The sequence below is a fragment of the Acinetobacter sp. YH12027 genome, from assembly GCF_013420085.1.
Taxonomy (GTDB): domain Bacteria; phylum Pseudomonadota; class Gammaproteobacteria; order Pseudomonadales; family Moraxellaceae; genus Acinetobacter; species Acinetobacter amyesii.
Genome location: NZ_VOYW01000017.1, coordinates 13,882 through 31,369, shown reverse-complemented (window position 1 = coordinate 31,369; position 17,488 = coordinate 13,882). Strand labels below are relative to the sequence as shown.

Genomic DNA, 17,488 nt, shown 5'->3' with positions numbered 1-17,488 from the left:
ACGATTTTCTGTTAGTTTGCGAGCATTACTTCTGACAAAAAAACGCCTTTCAAACTCACTTTAATTTTTCAAATCTTTGTTTTGATGCCATGAACTTCGGTTTTCATGGCTTATGCTTATAACGACGTGTTCAATGTTCAGTGATGTAAACCAGCGCATTTAATGGAATCAATTGATAAAGTTCTACAACATCGCTGTTTCGCATGCGAATACAACCATGTGACATCGGTATGCCCATAGGCTCGCGATCTGGTGTGCCATGGATATAAATATAGCGTTGATAAGTATCACAGCCCTCACCTGCATTAAAGCCCGGTTCCAAACCACTGAGCCATAATATTCGAGATAATATCCAATCCCGATCAGGATGTGATGCGGCAAGTTGCTCATCGTAAACCTCTCCGGTCCACTGACGTGCTTTAAAAACTGCATTTTGAGGTTGTTGTCCACCAAACTTTTCAGCGACTTGATGCCAGCCTCGTGGGGTCTTACCACTATTTTCCTGCTCACCAATGCCATTTTTACCCGATGAAATGAGGTAAAACTTATTCAGCTTCGGCAAAGTTAAAGTTTGATCTTTCAAGTTAATCAGGATATCGGCTTGATCTTGGGTATATTCAGACATGCTCTTGCTCTTTCTGCTTATCTTTATCTTCTTGTTTAGTCTGCGGCGATTGTTCAATAGTCCGCATCTGATTTGGCTCAGGTCGTGTCCATAACCAAATACCAACGATCAACATGGTTAAGTCCGTGAAAATCTTGACGGCAATCGGTGCAGAAGTAAAAAGCATAATCAGACCACTCACAAACATCATGATCGATGCAAACCATTTTGCTTTGCGGGGGACGGTGCCATTTTCGCGCCAAGCGCGTAGGGTTGGGCCGTATTTAGGATGATTCAATAACCAAGCATCCATTTGTGGCCAGCCTTTTGAAGCTGCCCATGCCGCTAATATTAAGAAGACTGTCGTGGGCATTCCCGGCAATAAAGCCCCTATAAAGCCTAAAATGACAAAGACAACCACTAAGCTTCGCCAAAACAACGTCTTCATACCGCTACCCTGAACTTTCAATTCAGGTAGTATAAGATGTTTTTAACAATTATCCGTTGTTATTCTACATTATTCAAAAGGTTTCAATATGGCTGTAGCCCCGACAACATCGTCTTATTTTGAGCCATGGTTGCAATTTAAACAGCCCTTAGTTCGGCAGTTAGCTTTCTGTATTGCTAGCCCAAATATTCTACAGCAAATTCCCAATGAACTCGAAATCCGCTATCCCTTTCATTTTCATCCAAGCGAGCTTTGGCAAAAACATTTTGAAGCCTACCTTCCGCGTTTAAAACAACTCGAACAACACCCAAGTGCATTAGTAGAATTTTTACAAAAATTAAAAAGTACTCGCCTTGGTTTACGTTTCGAAATGTTCATATGGTTTTGGCTTCTCGATCACCCATACCATCCCTACCAGTTACTCGGACATAGCATTCAAAAAATTGACGGCCCTCGTACAGTAGGTGAACTCGATTTTGTTTTAAAAAATACCGAAAGTGGTGAAGTTGAACATTGGGAAGTTGCTTTAAAATATTATCTAGCCGAGCGTGATTTTCAATTACCCTATTGGTATGGCTTAAATCGTAGTGATACTTTGGCTCGAAAGCTCAATCATTTCACCCAAAAACAATTCCAATTTGATGAAGCACTTGGGCAGCAGATTCAACAGCGCTATTGCGTTTTAAAGGGTCAATTATATTTACCTATTCAGCGTACCAGCACATTACCAAACTGGGTCAATCCTGCACGTAGAATAGGTCAATGGGGACATGTCATTCCATCTACGAGTCAAGGCTATTATCGCCTACAACGACATGAATGGATTTGCGTGCAGCAGCAACCGACAAGTAAAACCGCACATTGGTGGACAGATGGTTTATATAAAAAAGACAGTGAGGAAAGCTATTATATGTATAGACAGCCACGCTTGATTTTGCCGCAAACGATTTAAGACTCAATCCACCATTTAGTAGAAATTTACATTTATTTACTCAACCACCGTAAAAACCACCTACTGTTTGATACGGCTATTTTTTAATCTAAATCTCACATCAGAATAATTTATCCCTCTAAAAATTATTCTTTCATAATGGAGAATACAGTCAATGAAAAAAATTTTAGCTGCATCACTTATGGTTGCTTTTGTACTGACAGGTTGTAATACAGTAAAAGGTGTTGGTAAAGACGTATCTAAAGCTGGAGATGCGGTAACCAATACTGCTGAGAAAACTTCGGAAGAAATTCGCCGCAATTAATTTCTTTCCCAAGAATTTATAAAAGAGCCCTATTTTTTAATAGGGTTTTTTTACGTCTAAATTTCCCTTCGCTTGTTGATTCGCCTATTATATTGCGACATTTTTGACTTCTGTATTTAGCATGACCTCAACAGCAACTCTTGATCTCAGCCTAGAACTACTGCGCCAACCGTCGGTGACACCGATTGACCATACCTGCCAGAACATTATGGCAGATCGTTTAGCCAAGATTGGCTTTAACATTGAAAATATGCGTTTTGATGATGTAGATAATCTTTGGGCACGTAAAGGGACTGAAGCACCAGTATTTTGCTTTGCAGGTCATACTGATGTGGTACCTACGGGTAACTTGGATGCATGGGGTTCTGACCCATTTCTTCCTGAAATTCGCGACGGAAAACTATATGGTCGTGGCAGCGCAGATATGAAAACAGCGTTGGCAGCTATGGTTGTCGCTTCCGAACGTTTTGTTGCGAAACATCCAAACCATAAAGGTTCTATTGCATTTCTCATTACCTCTGACGAAGAAGGTCCTTCGATCAATGGGACAGTCAAAGTTGTTGAAACTTTAGAAGCGCGTAATGAAAAAATGACTTGGTGTTTGGTGGGTGAACCTTCAAGCACCAACACACTTGGCGATATTGTTAAAAACGGTCGTCGTGGTTCGCTAAATGCCAATTTAACAGTTAAAGGTAAACAAGGTCACGTTGCTTACCCACATCTAGCAATCAACCCAATCCATACAGCTTCAAAAGCATTGGCTGAGCTTTGCGATACCGTGTGGGACAATGGTAACGAATACTTCCCTGCAACGTCGTTCCAAATTTCCAATATTAATGCCGGCACAGGTGCAACCAACGTTGTTCCGGGCACGATGAATTTACTGTTTAATTTCCGTTATTCAACAGAAGTAACGGCAGATGAACTCAAAGCACGTACCTTGGAAATTTTAGATCGTCATGGTGTTGAATATGACATCTCTTGGACCTTATCTGGTCTTCCATTCCTCACCCCAGTCGGTGAGTTAGTGAATGCCGCACGTGATGCCATTCGAGATGTTACTGGGACAGAAACTGAACTTTCGACCAGTGGTGGTACTTCTGATGGTCGATTCATTGCGCCTACAGGTGCACAGGTGCTTGAACTGGGTGTTTTAAATGCCACGATTCACCAAATCAATGAACACGTCAATGTGGCAGAGTTGGAACCACTTTCTGAAATTTACGAAAAGATTTTAGAAAACCTGTTGGCTTAAATATTCCCCACATAGTCAAAAAAAGGAACTCCATGGAGTTCCTTTTTTATATCTCGTTTTTTACAAATACTAAGCCGCTTGAAGCCCAATGCTGTTTTGAATATTGGCTAAATTTGGAATATGAAATACCTGATCGGCCATGCGTACATATTGGAAAATATTGGCGTCTTTCACGGTTTTTTCTTCATCAACCACTTCAGAAATACGCAGACGAATGGTTTTCGGCATTTCATTACACATCAGTGCAAAACGCTGTCCAACATCATCCCCTTCAATCACCAAAGCCACGCCCTGATTTTTTGCAGGATCATTGACTGAGAAAACAGGCAATTTCAATTCATGCCATTCAACAAAAGGAACATTGGTTGCACTATCGAGCGCTGAAAGAACAATATTTTGTGGCAACAACATTGGCTCTTTACCATGACAATCGATGATATACGCATCGATAAAACCGGTAGAAACCGTAATGAGATGTTGCAGTTCCTGCTGATCAATTTTATCGCTGACAACCTGAGAAACAGTATTTTGGCTCATAGATTACCCCTGCTTTTCTGCAATTAAAGCTTCAATATTGGCAAGCAATTCAGCTTCTTGGAATGGTTTACCCATATAGTGAGTCACACCTAAGCTAAATGCACGCTCACGATGTTTTTCACCAGTACGCGATGTAATCATAATGATTGGCAAGTCACGGTGAATGTCGTGGTGACGGACTAAGTTTGTCACTTCGAAACCATCCATACGTGGCATTTCAATATCGAGTAGCATCAAGTCTGGACGGACATTTTCAAGCTGCTCAATTGCATCTACACCATCTTTCGCGGTCACGATGTCATAACCTTGACGTTCAAGTAAGCGTGAAGTCACCTTACGTACTGTCACCGAGTCATCGACAATCATCACTAAACGACGTGCATTGGATTGACGGCCCAAATCACGCTGCTCAGCCGAATGTTTAACACGCTGCGTGGTTTGAATTTGACGTGCAATATTTTGCCCATCCAAAATCAAACATACATGACCATCACCCAGAATCGTAGCACCTGTAATCGCGCCCACACTGGTAAATTGTTGACCAATTGGTTTCACCACGATTTGAGAACGTGATCCCACCAGCTGATCGACCAATAAAGCAATGGTTTGACCACTGTTGCCTTTAATTAGTAGTACAGGCAATGAATGGCCGACATTATTTAAACGTGGAATTGGCTGATTACCCACAAACTCTGATAAATACCGTAGTTTGTAATTGGTGTTGTCAATTTTAAACACGTCATCCTTACTATTGAAGTAAGTTTCGAGTGCCGTAGGTGCAATACGGACAATACGCTCAATTTGCGCTAATGAAATCGCATATTGCTGATCGCCAGCTTTCACCATCAAGGCATCGCTGACCGCTACCGTCGTTGGTACACGAATGGTAAAGGTCGTCCCTTTACCTAACTCAGACTCAACGGAAACATGGCCACCCAAGGCTTTAATTTCACTTTGCACCACATCCAGACCAACACCACGACCTGAAATTTGCGTTACCGCTTGTGCCGTTGAGAAACCTGGATGGAAGATCAACTGCAAGATTTCTTGTTTATCGAGGAACTGATCCGCTTTGATTAAACCAAGTTTTAAGGCTTTGTCTTTAATTTTGGTTTCATCAATCCCTTTACCATCATCACTGAAAGACACCAGTACATCGGTACCCTGACGACTAATGTTCAAGACGATGCTACCTACTTCTGGCTTTTTCAAAGCCAAACGTTCCGCGGTATCTTCTAAACCATGATCGACCGCATTACGCAGCATATGTTCAAATGGCGTCACCAAACGCTCTAAGATCGTACGGTCCAATTCACCTTCTGTATTTTGAACAATCAATTCTGCAGGACGGTTCAAGGTCGAAGAGGTTTGACGCACAATACGTTGTAAACGTGGTAACAAACGATCAAATGGCACCAAACGGGTACGCATCAGACTTTCTTGAATTTCTGACTGAATACGTGATTGTTGTAATAACAAACCTTCTGCATCACGGATTTTTTCTGCCAAAGTACTCTTGAAGTCAACCAAATCCGACGCAGATTCGGCTAGAGATTTTGACAATTGGTTAATCGATGAATATTGGTCCATCTCCAATGGGTCGAAATCCGCATAGCGTGAATTTTCAGAACCATGTTTGGCAATAATTTGTGACTCAAGCTCACCATCCATTCGACGTAACTGGTCAGCAAGTCGCTTAATTGCTAACTCCATTTCATTCAAGGTATTGCCTAGCTGACCTAAGTCCATCTCAATACGTGAACGGTTAATCGAGTTTTCGCCTGATAAGTCAATCATCTTCTCGACGAGATCAGCCGAGATACGAATCATCTCATTGCTGTTATCAGAAGAATTGGCTTCAGACCATTCACCCAACATAGATGGCGGTTCAACACCATCACCTTGAATAAATTCAAAGCCTTTGCTAACAATACCTTGTTCTAATTCTGCAACACGGTTTGGTAATTGAACTGTAACATCCACATACTGAATGGATTCTAGGCTCAATTTGATGCTATCAAAATTACTATAGTCGTGGTTGAAGATCGCTTCTTTTAACCATGCCAACGTCGTTTTGAGTAAGCCGTCATATGCATTTGAGTTGAAATGATGAACCGCGAAATGCTCAAACGTCGTCTCAAGTTGATACGCAATTGCGGCAACAGGTTCATTTTCAACCATACGCGCACCACCCTTAATACTGTGGGCAGCACGTTGTAATTGAAGCAATACGTTACGGTCACTACGTTGTTCAGTCCATTGATTTAATAATTGAACGGCTTGTTCAAGAATTTCCTCGGACTCTTCAAGGAAGGTTTCTTCCATGACAGAACGTAGATCGTCATCTGGATGCTCAACATGTTCAGCAACCGCATGTTCAAGATGTTCAACAGCGGACTCAGTGTGAGCAGTCGTTTGAGCTTCAACCACTGCTTCTGCTGTGTCTTCAGCAACATCCATCGGCTCTGACACCGATACATCTGGTTCTACTGCTGCGTGTTCAGTTTCAGCAGAAATAGGGGCCGAAGCCAATGCAATAGCTTCTGAACGCTCTCCTGCCACAATTGACTGAATATTCTTGAGAATATCGATCACATTATTCGCTGGGTAGTCGATCCCTTGGTCACGAATGGTTTGAATACGATCTGAAATATCATCCTGCACCAAACGAATAATTTGAATTAACGCAGGCGTAATCGAAATTTGCTGACGAATAATGCGCTCATAAATCGACTCCAATTCATGCGAAATTAAACCCACATGAGACGCGGCAATCATATTTGCACCACCTTTTAGGGTATGCAAATAGCGCATTAAATTATTCAAAGCTGAAGTATTGGTCTGATCACGTGTCCAAGTACTGAGGTCTTGATCAATCCCCACCAATAATTCTTCTGCCTCTTCAATAAAGATCCCTAAAAGATCTTCATCAAAGTCATTATTCGCATCCGCCGCTTGCATCTGTTGATGATCAAGTTGAATACGCTGACTTAATTGTGCAAAGTCTACTGCTGTTGTATTTGGAACAGCGGCTTTATCTTCTACAGTGGCAACAGGTTCAGCAACTACATGGGCTTCTAGTGTTGTCGTCGCTGCAACTGCTGCAATGTCTTGTTGAACAAATGCAGTCAGCTCATTTAAGAAACGTTGAACATCTTCACTTAACACTACACGCTGACCCGCAGCTAAAGTGTCAAATAAGTGAATAAACTCTTGATGTGCTTGCGCAAATAACTCATAACCATAATCAGCATGGAGTAATTCAGGCTTTTCAACTAAAGACTGATATGCTGCACGCAGTTGAGTTGTGAAATCATGGATTCCAACAGACGCACGATTATCCGTATGTTCGATCAACTCTAAAGCTTGTTGACTGAGCTGTTGAATATAGTCTGGGAATTCAGCAAGGGCACGTTTATCAAACTCAAATTCAGCATCCAATAACTGATCAATATTTAATTCGATTAGTTTAGAAACCAAACCTTGTGGATTATCTTCAGGCGCCAATTGATCTTGGCTAGCAAAACCATAATCATCCCAAGCGGCTTTGAAGGTTTCATAAATAGATGCAAGATTTGCCTTATCTCCTGAACGCAGCACGTGTAAATAATCACGAACAAATTCAGCATATTGAATCAATAAAGCAGTTTCTTTCGAGCTCGATACGATTTCATCTTGCAATAAGGTTTTAAATAAATTTTCAACTTTTGAACTGGCTTCAAAAATCTCTTCGATTTGCGCCATCGACGAACTACCACGTAAGGTGTGTAGCGCGCGAATTAAACCATTATAGTCTTGTGATTTACTGTCATCAGATTGGAGGAACTGATCAATCGTTTGTAGATGTTCTTCAGCTTCTTCAATAAAAATGCTCACGGTCTCTTTGACCAGAGATGCATCTGCATCCACTTGTTCAGGAGCAAGTTCTGATTCAACAACCGCAACGATCGTACTTTCAAGCACTTCTACAGGTGCTGTAGCTTCAACATCAGTCAGTTCTAAACCAGTGACACCATCCTCAGATTTTAATTGATCTGCCAGTTTTAATAATTCTTCGAGTGCAGGCTCAAGGCTGATATTTTGTTGTAATTGTTGCCCCATTAAAACCAATGGACGTAAGTCAACATCCAATTCGGCAACATTTTTAAACCGTGGATAGAGCTTATATTGATAAACATTTAAAACTGTTTGTGCAAACTTTTGAACGGTCGGCGTTAACTGTACTGAACCTGCAATGACACGGTTCAGCGTATCTTCAACTGCCCATGCAGTTTCACCCGCCGATTTTGCCCCGACCATACGACCTGAACCTTTCAGGGTATGGAAATGACGACGAATCGTCGTTAAAGTGTCTTTATCTTGTGGATTTTCCAACCAAGTTGTAAATAAACCCGCCAGTTCTTCAAAGATTTCTTCTATTTCTTCAACAAAAATCTCTAAAATTTCTGCATCTTGATCAAGATAACTATCTTCAGGAAGCGTAGTTGTTTCAACTAAATTTTTTAATATTTCTTTCATAGCTAAGGCTTCTTATGTTTTGCCACCAAGAAGGTTGCTCAAACTTAATTGTAACCATCACCTAAGACTTAACTGTGACGTTAAGTTCACCTTATCGATGTGTTATCTGTAATCGGTGCAGTACCCTAGCCGCAGCTAAGGTACTCCAGGTTTGCGCCTGACTTACTCTGGGAGTTTAAAGTCAGATACAGATTCACGTAATGATTCAGCCATATTCGCCAATTCAGATACCGAACGTGCAGTATCAAATGTTGCACTGGTAGTTTGCGAGGTAATTTCTTGTACAACGTTCATCGTTGTCGCAATATGACCAGCTGAAGCAGACTGAAGTTTTGCAGCATCAGAAATGTTTGCAATCAGTTTCGCCAAGTTACCCGATACAGACTGAATTTCATCTAGTGCTACGCCGGCATCCTTAGACAAGTTCGCACCACGTACAACTTCCGAAGTCGTTTGTTCCATTGAAATTACGGCTTCGTTGGTATCCGTTTGAATGGTTTTTACCAAGCCTTCAATCTGTTTGGTTGCAGACGCTGAACGTTCCGCAAGACGCTGTACCTCATCCGCTACCACGGCGAAACCACGACCTGCTTCACCCGCCATCGACGCCTGAATTGCGGCGTTTAATGCCAAGATGTTTGTTTGGTCGGCAATATCGTTAATCAGTGCGACAATGTTACCAATCTCTTGAGAAGACTCACCCAAACGCTTAATACGTTTAGACGTTTCTTGAATCTGCTCACGAATCGTGTCCATACCTTCAATTGAACGGTTTACGACATCTGCACCGTTTGCAGCAATTTGTACAGAACGTTCTGCTACAACAGCTGATTCTTCAGCGTTCGAAGATACTTGGTCAATCGACATTGCCATTTCGTTAATCGCGGCAGATGCACCAGCAATCTCTTGCGCCTGATGTTCAGATGCTTCTGCAAGCTGGTTGGTAATACCCTGCGTATTCGCCGTATATTGCGCAACTTCTTGAGAAGTTTCTGTAATACGCGATACAAGGTCACGTAATTGGTCGATTGCGAAGTTAATCGAGTCGGCAATCGCACCAGTAAAGTCTTCAGATACCGTCGCATACGAACGTAAGTCACCGTCTGCAAGATCGGCAATTTCATCGAGTAAACGTAAAATCGCGTTCTGGTTACGGTCATATTCTTCTTGAAGACGGGTTACACGGAATTTATCCGATTGACCACGTAAAGAAAGAAGTTTGAACACACAGATTAAGAAGGCTGTTAAGGCAAGAATCAACATTACCGCAGGTAAAATGGTTTTCAGACCTGTGCTAGAAGACAATTGATTTAAGTTGTCCAATAATTTGTCTGACTCAGCAAAAATTTGTGAAGATGCTTTACGTACGTTCACAATTTGCGTTGAGTTTTTCAAAATTGTCGCAGCCGCTGATTTTAATACATCGTCATATTCAGCTTTAATACCTTCAAGTGACTCACGTAATTCAGGGCTTTCAATACGTTGTACACCAAGCTCTGTACTACCATCCAATTGGGCATTTAAGTACAAACCGAAGGTTTCAGTATCGGCACTGAAGTCATCTGCAGACTCACGTGAGCTATCAGAACCGGAAAGCACCGAGCTGATCGAACGTAAAATACGTTCTGCAATGAATACTTGGTTTTTCGCAATAACCACCTGGTTCGAAGGCATGTCTTGACGTGCCATTTGGTCGACCATCAAGTTATATTCCGCCTGAATCCCCGGAATGGTTTCACCAATCGCGATGTTCGTGTCATATAATTTATTAATGATTTTTTGTTGCGAAGTAATCAAGTCAATACTTTTTGAAACCTCAGCCCACTGCGTATCTACAGATTTCAGCGCATCTGTATTTGCATGAATGTCTTTTACAGTTTCTAAGTTTTCTTTGAACGAATCTTGAGAGGCAATTAATTTTTTCATTGCATCTTCAGTACCTGATGCAGTTGCCTCAGTTGCTTGACGCGAAATTGTTTGCGAAAGAAGACGGAGTTCACCCAAACTTTGCGTTAATTGGTTACCGCGAGGAACGCTATAGAATAGGTATAATAAAATAATCGTTGCCAGTACTAATGAACCAATCGCACCATAAATAAATGGTTTGGATTTTTCACTATCACCAAAAACTCGAGATAATTGATCTGTCTGTGATTGCAGTTTTGCCAGAAAAGCATTACCGCCTTTACGACCACTGGTGCTTTCACCCGTATTTTTCTTTTTAAGTTTAAAGCCCATTCAGCTTCTCCCCGATTACGCCTTCTTTCGTTCGCGCGCGACAATTAATTTATAAATTTTATAGATGCGTTCATGTATTTTGGATTTTGCAGTAAACGACTGAAGAGAAATACATTCCACTGCTGGTTATGCTGGTGGAAATACCCCTGACAATATTCCTGCAAATTTCGATCCAACTCATTATCTTTAGAAAAATAACTTTTCTTATTAAAGTGTTGAATACCCAAAACTTGATCGACTACCAAACCGACATAATGGTCATTATGACTAATACATAAAACTTTTTGAGTGGGTGAAAAACTACTTCGATGACCGGTTATATATTGTGCTAGGTCAGACAAAGAAAGTAAGCGTCCCCGAATATTGGCTAGTCCCATCACCCAAGGTTGGGTGTTGGGAACTGGCGTATATTTTGGTGGGTAGATCACTTCAGCTACTTCACCTAAAGGAGCAACGTAATATTGCCCCATCATCTCAAAAGCAATGCCTGACCATCGGTTTACTTCATTTTCAGTGGAAACGTAGTTTTTGTTTCCTCGTTTTGCGATTCGAAGTAATTCGATAAATCCATTTGCTGCCATAGAGCTTTATCCTGCATTGAGGTGTTGCTTAATCACATCAATTAATTGTTTTTCGTCTACAGGTTTAGTTAGATAATCAGAAGCACCCTGGCGTTTACCCCAAACACGGTCAGTTGCCTGATCTTTGGTACTTACAATGACAATCGGGATATGCTTGGTGGTCGCACCACGTGCAATTTGACGTGTTGCTTGGAAACCATTCACACCCGGCATTACCACATCCATTAAGACCAAGTCTGGTAACTCAGCTTGAGCCATTGTCACCCCATCTGCCCCATTTGAAGCTTCAATCACTTCAAATCCGTGTTTACCTAAAATTTCTTTAAAACGGAAAGTTTCTGTTGGTGAATCATCAACGATTAGGATACGTGCCATGCTTTTTCCCCAAAAAATAAAAAATCTAATTAAGCTGTAACGTGATTACGGATTGCATTCAGCAATTCATCTTTACTGAATGGCTTCGTTAAGTATTCATCCGAACCCACAACACGACCCTTCGCCTGATCAAATAAACCGTCTTTACTTGAAAGCATAATCACAGGAATATTTTGATAATTTTGAGAGTTTTTAATCAGGGCACAAGTTTGATAGCCATCAAGACGTGGCATCATAATATCGACAAATACGATATCTGGATTCGCATCTGCAATTTTTGAAAGTGCTTCAAAACCATCTACAGCAGTGACTACTTCACATCCTTCACGCTGAAGCAGCGTTTCGGCCGTACGACGAATGGTTTTTGAATCATCAATTACCATGACTTTTAGATTTTGGAATTTATCGTCCATTTATTGACCCTACCCATTGAGGATGTACAAACAATTAAGTTAGCAGCATTATTATTTACAAGTTGTGAACATTTTTAACATATCTTTACTTGCGTTTTCAATGAACATTTTCTGCGCAAACACACAAGATTTCTTGTTTTTATTAACTGCTTCACACTTTCCGATGACCAACGATTTTTTTTTAACTTGGAATAGTATTTAATTGTCTTAATTAAGCATATTATAGCAAGATTATTACTTTAAAATAAGTAATTTAGTCAACTTTAAACTGGGGAGTACAAGGTTGAGTCCGTTTACAAAAAAAATTCACTTGATTGGCCTTAAACATTTCTCAAAAAAAGTCATTCTGACGGCTTGTTTGTTGGCTTATACCCCGCTTTTATTTGCTGCACCAACCAATATACAGCAACCACAAAAGGCGACTTGGTATCGTTACTATGACAGTAAAGGTGTAGCAAACATCAGTACCAATGTGACACCAAATCACATCCGCTATGGTTATGAAGCACTTGATCAAAATATGCAAGTGATTAAACGTAACCGCCCCTACAATGCTGAAGCTGATGTTAGACAAGCTCCTCAGCGTGCTGCCCAAGCACGTCAGCAAGCATCAGATATCAAACTTAAAAAAGCCTATACCAATAGCCGAACTGCGGCCATCAAAAAGCGTGATGCACTGACTGGTATACGTAAACAGATCGTGTTTGAACAAGAACAATTAAAACAATTACAAAATGATCGTGTATTATTTGTTCGCCAAGAACGTGAACATTTTCGAAAAGGTGAAACCGTTCCGGCAAAATTAAAAACAATGTTGGATAATAATCAAAAAAATATGGTAGCGAAAAAAGAATACATTCAATCGTTACAAACTCGCTATCGAAATACAGAAGCTGAATACGACAGAATTATTACGCGTTTAAAAGCGATGGAATAAACTTGTTATTCAATTGCTTTTGTAGACCGCTGATATAAGGACCATTATGCAATCTGCACAGCAATCATCCCCATTTTTAAAGCTTAGCCTGCTTTGCATAAGCCTGACTTTGGCTGCATGTCAAAAAGAAGATCCGCAGCAAAGTGTAAAACCAGAAAATAAGATTGAATTGATTCAACAAGATCTGGTCACGATCGAACAAGGCAACGCCATTTCAAAAACAGCCTTTACAGGTACCATTCGAGCAGTCAATCAGAGCAGTATTCAAGCCCAAGTCACTGCGACTGCAACCAATGTTAATGCAGAGGTCGGACAACGTGTCAGCAAAGGCCAAGTGTTGGTGCGTTTAAATAATCAAGACAATGCCGCACGTCTTGCTCAATCACAAGCAAACCTTGCATCCACACAAGCTCAAGCCAATCAAGCTAAACTGATGATGGACCGTAAACAGCGTTTGCTGAATCAAGGCTTTATTTCCAAAGTAGAGTTTGAACAAAGTCGTGTCGATTACCAAGCTCAACTGGAAAATGTTCGTGCTCAACAAGCCAATGTCGATATTGCGCGAAAAGCCAATCAAGATGGTACCATTTATAGCCCTATCCAAGGCGTGATTACCAAACGTGATGTTGAACCGGGACAAACAGTTGCTGCCGGACAAACCCTTTTTGAAATCGTCAATCCAGACCAATTAGAAATTCAAGCCAAATTACCAAGTGATCAGCAAGCTGCACTGAAAATTGGACAAAAGATTGAATATAGCATCCAAGGTAATAGCAATTTACTCACAGCACAAATCAGCCGAATTTCACCGATTGCCGATCAAGCCAGTCGTCAAATTGAATTTTTTGCAGCCCCAAATGAAACCATTACTTCATTAAGTATTGGTGCTTTTGTCGAAGGTCACATCTTAGGTACAGATAATATTTCAGGCCAAAAAATTCCACTCGACACCATTCAAAGTCTAAAAGATAAACCTTATGTCTGGGTCATTCGTCAAAATAAAATTGCCAAAGTGCCTGTACAAATTTTGAATCAGAGTTATAGCAATAACACCGCGATTGTTCAGGGCTTACAAAATAGTGATCTGATCAGCCGAATTAAATTTAATGATTCAGATATCAAACAAGATGTAAGTATCAGCCAAAATTAAAAGAATAAGGCAGGACTGTTGTTATGTGGTTAACCCGAATTAGTGTGAAATATCCTGTTTTCACCATCATGATGATGTTTTGTCTGATGGTGTTAGGACTTGCTTCTTGGCAACGTATGGGCGTTGAGGAGTTTCCTGATGTCGACTTCCCTTTTGTTGTAGTCTACACCAACTATCCGGGTGCTTCTCCTGAGTCTGTCGAATCTGAGATCACCAAGAAACTTGAAGATCAGATCAATACGATTTCAGGCCTTAAGCAAGTCATTTCACAGTCCAGTGAAGGTTTATCCACGGTCATTGTCGAATTTAATCTAGATGTCTCGTCCTCTGTAGCTGCACAAGATATTCGAGATAAAATTGCACCAGTAACTGCACAATTTCGTGATGAAATTGATGACCCCATCGTAGAACGTTATGACCCTACTGCCAGTGCAATTATGTCGATTGTTTTTGAATCGAAGGACATGTCTTTACGTGATTTGAGTTCCTATCTGAATCAACGGATTGTGCCCCAGCTTAGAACGGTTCCCGGTGTCGGTACGGTCAATTTATTGGGTGATGCACAGCGTCAAATTCGTATTCAAGTAAATCCGCAAAAATTACAAAGTTTCGGGATTGGGATCGATCAAGTTATAAACACCCTAAAATCTGAAAATATTGAAGTTCCGGGGGGAACTTTAAAACAAAAGAATTCAGAATTGGTGGTCGAAATTAAATCTCGCGTTATTCACCCAAATTCTTTCGGAGATTTAGTGGTTGCCAATAAAAATGGCGCGCCGATTTATCTCAAACAAATTGCCGAAATAGAAGATAGCCAAGCTGAAATGGAGTCGAGTGCTTATCTGAATGGTAAAACAGCCGTCGCTGTCGACATTCTGAGAAGTTCGGACTCTAATGTGATTGAGGTAGTTGATAATACCCGTAAAACCTTAAGTAAAATCCAACAGCAATTGCCGAAAGGCACGACCGCAGAAATTGTGGTTGATTCTTCAAAAGGTATTCGTGGCAGCATTAAAGACGTGGCACGTACGATTATTGAAGGTGCAGTACTTGCGGTACTCATTGTATTGTTATTTCTCGGCTCATTTCGTTCGACAGCCATTACAGGTTTAACCCTACCGATTTCGCTACTAGGTACCCTCACCTTTGTTTGGATTTTTGGTTTTACCATCAATATGATGACCCTACTGGCTCTCTCACTGAGTATCGGTCTCCTGATTGATGATGCCATTGTGGTTCGTGAAAATATTGTCCGCCATGCTGATATGGGCAAAGACCATGTCACCGCTGCACTCGACGGCACGAAAGAAATTGGTTTAGCTGTATTGGCCACAACATTGACCATTGTCGCGGTATTTTTACCTGTGGCATTTATGGGCGGCATTATTGGGCGTTTCTTCTATCAATTTGGTGTAACCGTCAGTACCGCTGTACTGATTTCAATGTTTGTGAGTTTCACACTTGACCCGATGTTGTCTGCTCACTGGGCAGAGCGCCACGATCCAAATAAAAAGCCCGGAAAAATCAAACGCTTTTTTAACTGGATTTCGGGCAAACTCGATAACTTAAGCCATCATTATGAAAAATTACTCAAGCTTGCTTTAAAGTTCCGGCTCATTACCCTTTTAATCGCTGTCGCATCTCTATTTGGTGCATTGGGTTTATCCAAACTGATCGGAACTGAATTTGTACCCGTACCAGACAAAGGTGAAATTCGGATCAAATTTGAAACACCAGTTGATGCAACCCTTGAATATTCGCAGGCTAAGCTTAAGCAAGTAGATCGTATCATTCGCCAACATCCAGAAGTCAAAGCCACTTATGGTGCAATTAATAGTGCCACTGATCGGGGTAAAAACCATGCCAGCATTCGTGTCACTGTTTCACCACGTACGGAGCGTAGTCAAACATTAACGGATCTCAACAATGAATTCCGTACCCGCTTAAAACATGTAGCAGGTATTACCATTACCTCGATTGCCTCAGCTGATGAAACAGTATCGGGTGGCCAAAAGCCGGTTATGATCTCGATTAAAGGACCAGACTTAGATGAGTTACAACGCATTTCTGACCGCTTCATGAAAGAAATTTCGAAAGTCGACGGTATTGTCGACTTAGAAAGCTCACTCAAAGAACCTAAACCGACCTTAGGTGTACATATCAATCGCGTTTTAGCCAGTGATTTAGGTTTATCCGTCAATCAAATCGCCAATGTATTACGCCCTCTTCTTGCGGGTGATAATGTAACAACGTGGAAGGATGATAAAGGCGAAACCTATGATGTAAATTTAAGACTCACTGAAGATCAGCGTCGACTGCCAACTGACATTCAAAGCATGTACATCACATCACAAAAAACCGATGCCGCAGGCTTACCTATCTTGGTTCCATTGGCAAGTGTGGCTAGCTTTGAAGAAACACTCGGTGCTTCACAAATTAACCGTCGTGATCTAGCACGTGAAGTGATGGTTGAAGCCAATACGGCAGGTCGTCCCGCAGGTGATATTGGTGCCGAAATCAATGAGATAGAGAAAAACTTCGACTTGCCACCAGGTTATAGTTTTGTCACGCAAGGTGCCAATAAAGATATGGCTGAGTCTGCGGGTTATGCAATGACAGCGATTACCCTCTCTATTGTATTTATTTATATTGTTTTGGGTTCACAATTTAATAGCTTCATTCACCCTGCAGCCATTATGGCTTCATTACCCTTATCATTGATTGGGGTTTTCTTAGCCCTATTCTTATTTAATTCAACCATGAACCTCTTTTCCATTATCGGGATTATTATGCTCATGGGCTTGGTGACAAAGAACGCAATTCTACTCATCGACTTTATTAAAAAAGCCATGGATCATGGTGTAGATCGTTATGAAGCGATTATTGAAGCAGGTAAAACCCGTTTACGTCCCATTTTAATGACTACCAGTGCAATGGTGATGGGTATGGTTCCGCTTGCACTTGGTTTAGGTGAAGGCGGTGAACAAAGTGCACCAATGGCACATGCCGTGATTGGCGGGGTGATTACCTCTACCCTACTAACACTTGTGGTTGTGCCGGTGATTTTTACCTATTTGGATGATTTCCGAAACTTCCTTGCACGTCAGGCCAAAAAAATCATGTCATAATGACAAAATCTAAAATGAGGTGACTTTGGAAAATGTTCACCTCATTTT

General features: G+C 41.1%; 14 protein-coding genes. 6 read left to right on the top strand and 8 right to left on the bottom strand.

The genetic code is table 11. The annotated features are described in order from the left end of the window. Positions 1 to 130: 130 nt before the first annotated feature. Both elsL and FTT94_RS07970 read right to left on the bottom strand, forming a co-directional pair. A complete protein-coding gene (elsL, locus tag FTT94_RS07975) occupies positions 131 to 625 on the bottom strand; it encodes a cell wall-recycling L,D-carboxypeptidase ElsL (RefSeq protein WP_078192250.1) in 495 nt (164 codons plus the stop codon). Then, positions 618 to 1,052: a YbaN family protein gene (locus tag FTT94_RS07970; RefSeq protein WP_180039707.1), complete on the bottom strand. Its 435-nt coding sequence runs from the start codon at positions 1,050 to 1,052 to the stop codon at positions 618 to 620. The genes elsL and FTT94_RS07970 overlap by 8 nt, the downstream gene beginning before the upstream one ends. Positions 1,053 to 1,140: 88 nt before the next feature. Between FTT94_RS07970 and FTT94_RS07965 the strand changes: the two genes are divergently transcribed. The 3 genes from FTT94_RS07965 (at position 1,141) to dapE (ending at position 3,563) form a co-directional block, all read left to right on the top strand. Next, the gene (locus FTT94_RS07965; RefSeq protein ID WP_180170566.1) at positions 1,141 to 2,004 is read left to right on the top strand and encodes a DUF1853 family protein; all 864 of its coding nucleotides are present in this window, start codon (positions 1,141 to 1,143) and stop codon (positions 2,002 to 2,004) included. A 154-nt stretch (positions 2,005 to 2,158) separates the two neighbouring features. Continuing rightward, the gene (locus FTT94_RS07960; RefSeq protein WP_078191053.1) at positions 2,159 to 2,308 is read left to right on the top strand and encodes an entericidin A/B family lipoprotein; all 150 of its coding nucleotides are present in this window, start codon (positions 2,159 to 2,161) and stop codon (positions 2,306 to 2,308) included. 121 nt (positions 2,309 to 2,429) lie between these two features. Beyond that, a complete protein-coding gene (gene dapE / locus FTT94_RS07955; RefSeq protein ID WP_180025835.1) occupies positions 2,430 to 3,563 on the top strand; it encodes a succinyl-diaminopimelate desuccinylase in 1,134 nt (377 codons plus the stop codon). Between the two features lie 69 nt (positions 3,564 to 3,632). Here dapE and FTT94_RS07950 read toward each other — a convergent pair whose 3' ends face one another. The 6 genes from FTT94_RS07950 to pilG form a co-directional block, all read right to left on the bottom strand. Next, on the bottom strand, positions 3,633 to 4,100 hold the full coding sequence (locus FTT94_RS07950) for a hypothetical protein (RefSeq protein WP_180144922.1): 468 nt from the start codon (positions 4,098 to 4,100) through the stop codon (positions 3,633 to 3,635). Between the two features lie 3 nt (positions 4,101 to 4,103). Further along, entirely contained in the window at positions 4,104 to 8,618 is a 4,515-nt protein-coding gene (locus tag FTT94_RS07945; RefSeq protein WP_180170565.1) for an Hpt domain-containing protein, read from the bottom strand. A gap of 162 nt (positions 8,619 to 8,780) precedes the next feature. Then, positions 8,781 to 10,856, bottom strand: coding sequence for a methyl-accepting chemotaxis protein (locus tag FTT94_RS07940; RefSeq protein WP_180034510.1), 2,076 nt, complete (start codon positions 10,854 to 10,856; stop codon positions 8,781 to 8,783). Between the two features lie 44 nt (positions 10,857 to 10,900). Then, positions 10,901 to 11,437, bottom strand: coding sequence for a chemotaxis protein CheW (locus tag FTT94_RS07935; RefSeq protein ID WP_180170564.1), 537 nt, complete (start codon positions 11,435 to 11,437; stop codon positions 10,901 to 10,903). Positions 11,438 to 11,443: 6 nt separating this feature from the next. Beyond that, a complete protein-coding gene (locus FTT94_RS07930) occupies positions 11,444 to 11,812 on the bottom strand; it encodes a response regulator (protein WP_078191059.1) in 369 nt (122 codons plus the stop codon). A 29-nt stretch (positions 11,813 to 11,841) separates the two neighbouring features. After that, the gene (gene pilG, locus FTT94_RS07925; protein WP_078191060.1) at positions 11,842 to 12,225 is read right to left on the bottom strand and encodes a twitching motility response regulator PilG; all 384 of its coding nucleotides are present in this window, start codon (positions 12,223 to 12,225) and stop codon (positions 11,842 to 11,844) included. A 343-nt stretch (positions 12,226 to 12,568) separates the two neighbouring features. Between pilG and FTT94_RS07920 the strand changes: the two genes are divergently transcribed. Genes FTT94_RS07920 through FTT94_RS07910 form a run of 3 tightly spaced genes read left to right on the top strand, consistent with a single transcriptional unit; the run spans position 12,569 to position 17,440 of the window. Then, positions 12,569 to 13,162, top strand: coding sequence for a hypothetical protein (locus FTT94_RS07920; protein WP_373686025.1), 594 nt, complete (start codon positions 12,569 to 12,571; stop codon positions 13,160 to 13,162). Positions 13,163 to 13,208: 46 nt separating this feature from the next. Then, entirely contained in the window at positions 13,209 to 14,312 is a 1,104-nt protein-coding gene (locus FTT94_RS07915; RefSeq protein ID WP_180170562.1) for an efflux RND transporter periplasmic adaptor subunit, read from the top strand. Positions 14,313 to 14,335: 23 nt separating this feature from the next. Beyond that, complete coding sequence (locus FTT94_RS07910; RefSeq protein ID WP_180170561.1) at positions 14,336 to 17,440, top strand: efflux RND transporter permease subunit; 3,105 nt, start codon at positions 14,336 to 14,338, stop codon at positions 17,438 to 17,440. Positions 17,441 to 17,488 lie beyond the last annotated feature (48 nt).

What these genes read in the sequence shown, in the direction of transcription:
- FTT94_RS07950 (WP_180144922.1), bottom strand. Translation starts at nt 4,100, where the DNA reads ATGAGCCAAAATACTGTTTCTCAGGTTGTCAGCGATAAAATTGATCAG.
- FTT94_RS07915 (WP_180170562.1), top strand. Translation starts at nt 13,209, where the DNA reads ATGCAATCTGCACAGCAATCATCCCCATTTTTAAAGCTTAGCCTGCTT.
- elsL (WP_078192250.1), bottom strand. Translation starts at nt 625, where the DNA reads ATGTCTGAATATACCCAAGATCAAGCCGATATCCTGATTAACTTGAAA.
- FTT94_RS07965 (WP_180170566.1), top strand. Translation starts at nt 1,141, where the DNA reads ATGGCTGTAGCCCCGACAACATCGTCTTATTTTGAGCCATGGTTGCAA.
- FTT94_RS07930 (WP_078191059.1), bottom strand. Translation starts at nt 11,812, where the DNA reads ATGGCACGTATCCTAATCGTTGATGATTCACCAACAGAAACTTTCCGT.
- FTT94_RS07960 (WP_078191053.1), top strand. Translation starts at nt 2,159, where the DNA reads ATGAAAAAAATTTTAGCTGCATCACTTATGGTTGCTTTTGTACTGACA.
- FTT94_RS07940 (WP_180034510.1), bottom strand. Translation starts at nt 10,856, where the DNA reads ATGGGCTTTAAACTTAAAAAGAAAAATACGGGTGAAAGCACCAGTGGT.
- dapE (WP_180025835.1), top strand. Translation starts at nt 2,430, where the DNA reads ATGACCTCAACAGCAACTCTTGATCTCAGCCTAGAACTACTGCGCCAA.
- FTT94_RS07970 (WP_180039707.1), bottom strand. Translation starts at nt 1,052, where the DNA reads ATGAAGACGTTGTTTTGGCGAAGCTTAGTGGTTGTCTTTGTCATTTTA.
- FTT94_RS07935 (WP_180170564.1), bottom strand. Translation starts at nt 11,437, where the DNA reads ATGGCAGCAAATGGATTTATCGAATTACTTCGAATCGCAAAACGAGGA.
- pilG (WP_078191060.1), bottom strand. Translation starts at nt 12,225, where the DNA reads ATGGACGATAAATTCCAAAATCTAAAAGTCATGGTAATTGATGATTCA.
- FTT94_RS07910 (WP_180170561.1), top strand. Translation starts at nt 14,336, where the DNA reads ATGTGGTTAACCCGAATTAGTGTGAAATATCCTGTTTTCACCATCATG.
- FTT94_RS07945 (WP_180170565.1), bottom strand. Translation starts at nt 8,618, where the DNA reads ATGAAAGAAATATTAAAAAATTTAGTTGAAACAACTACGCTTCCTGAA.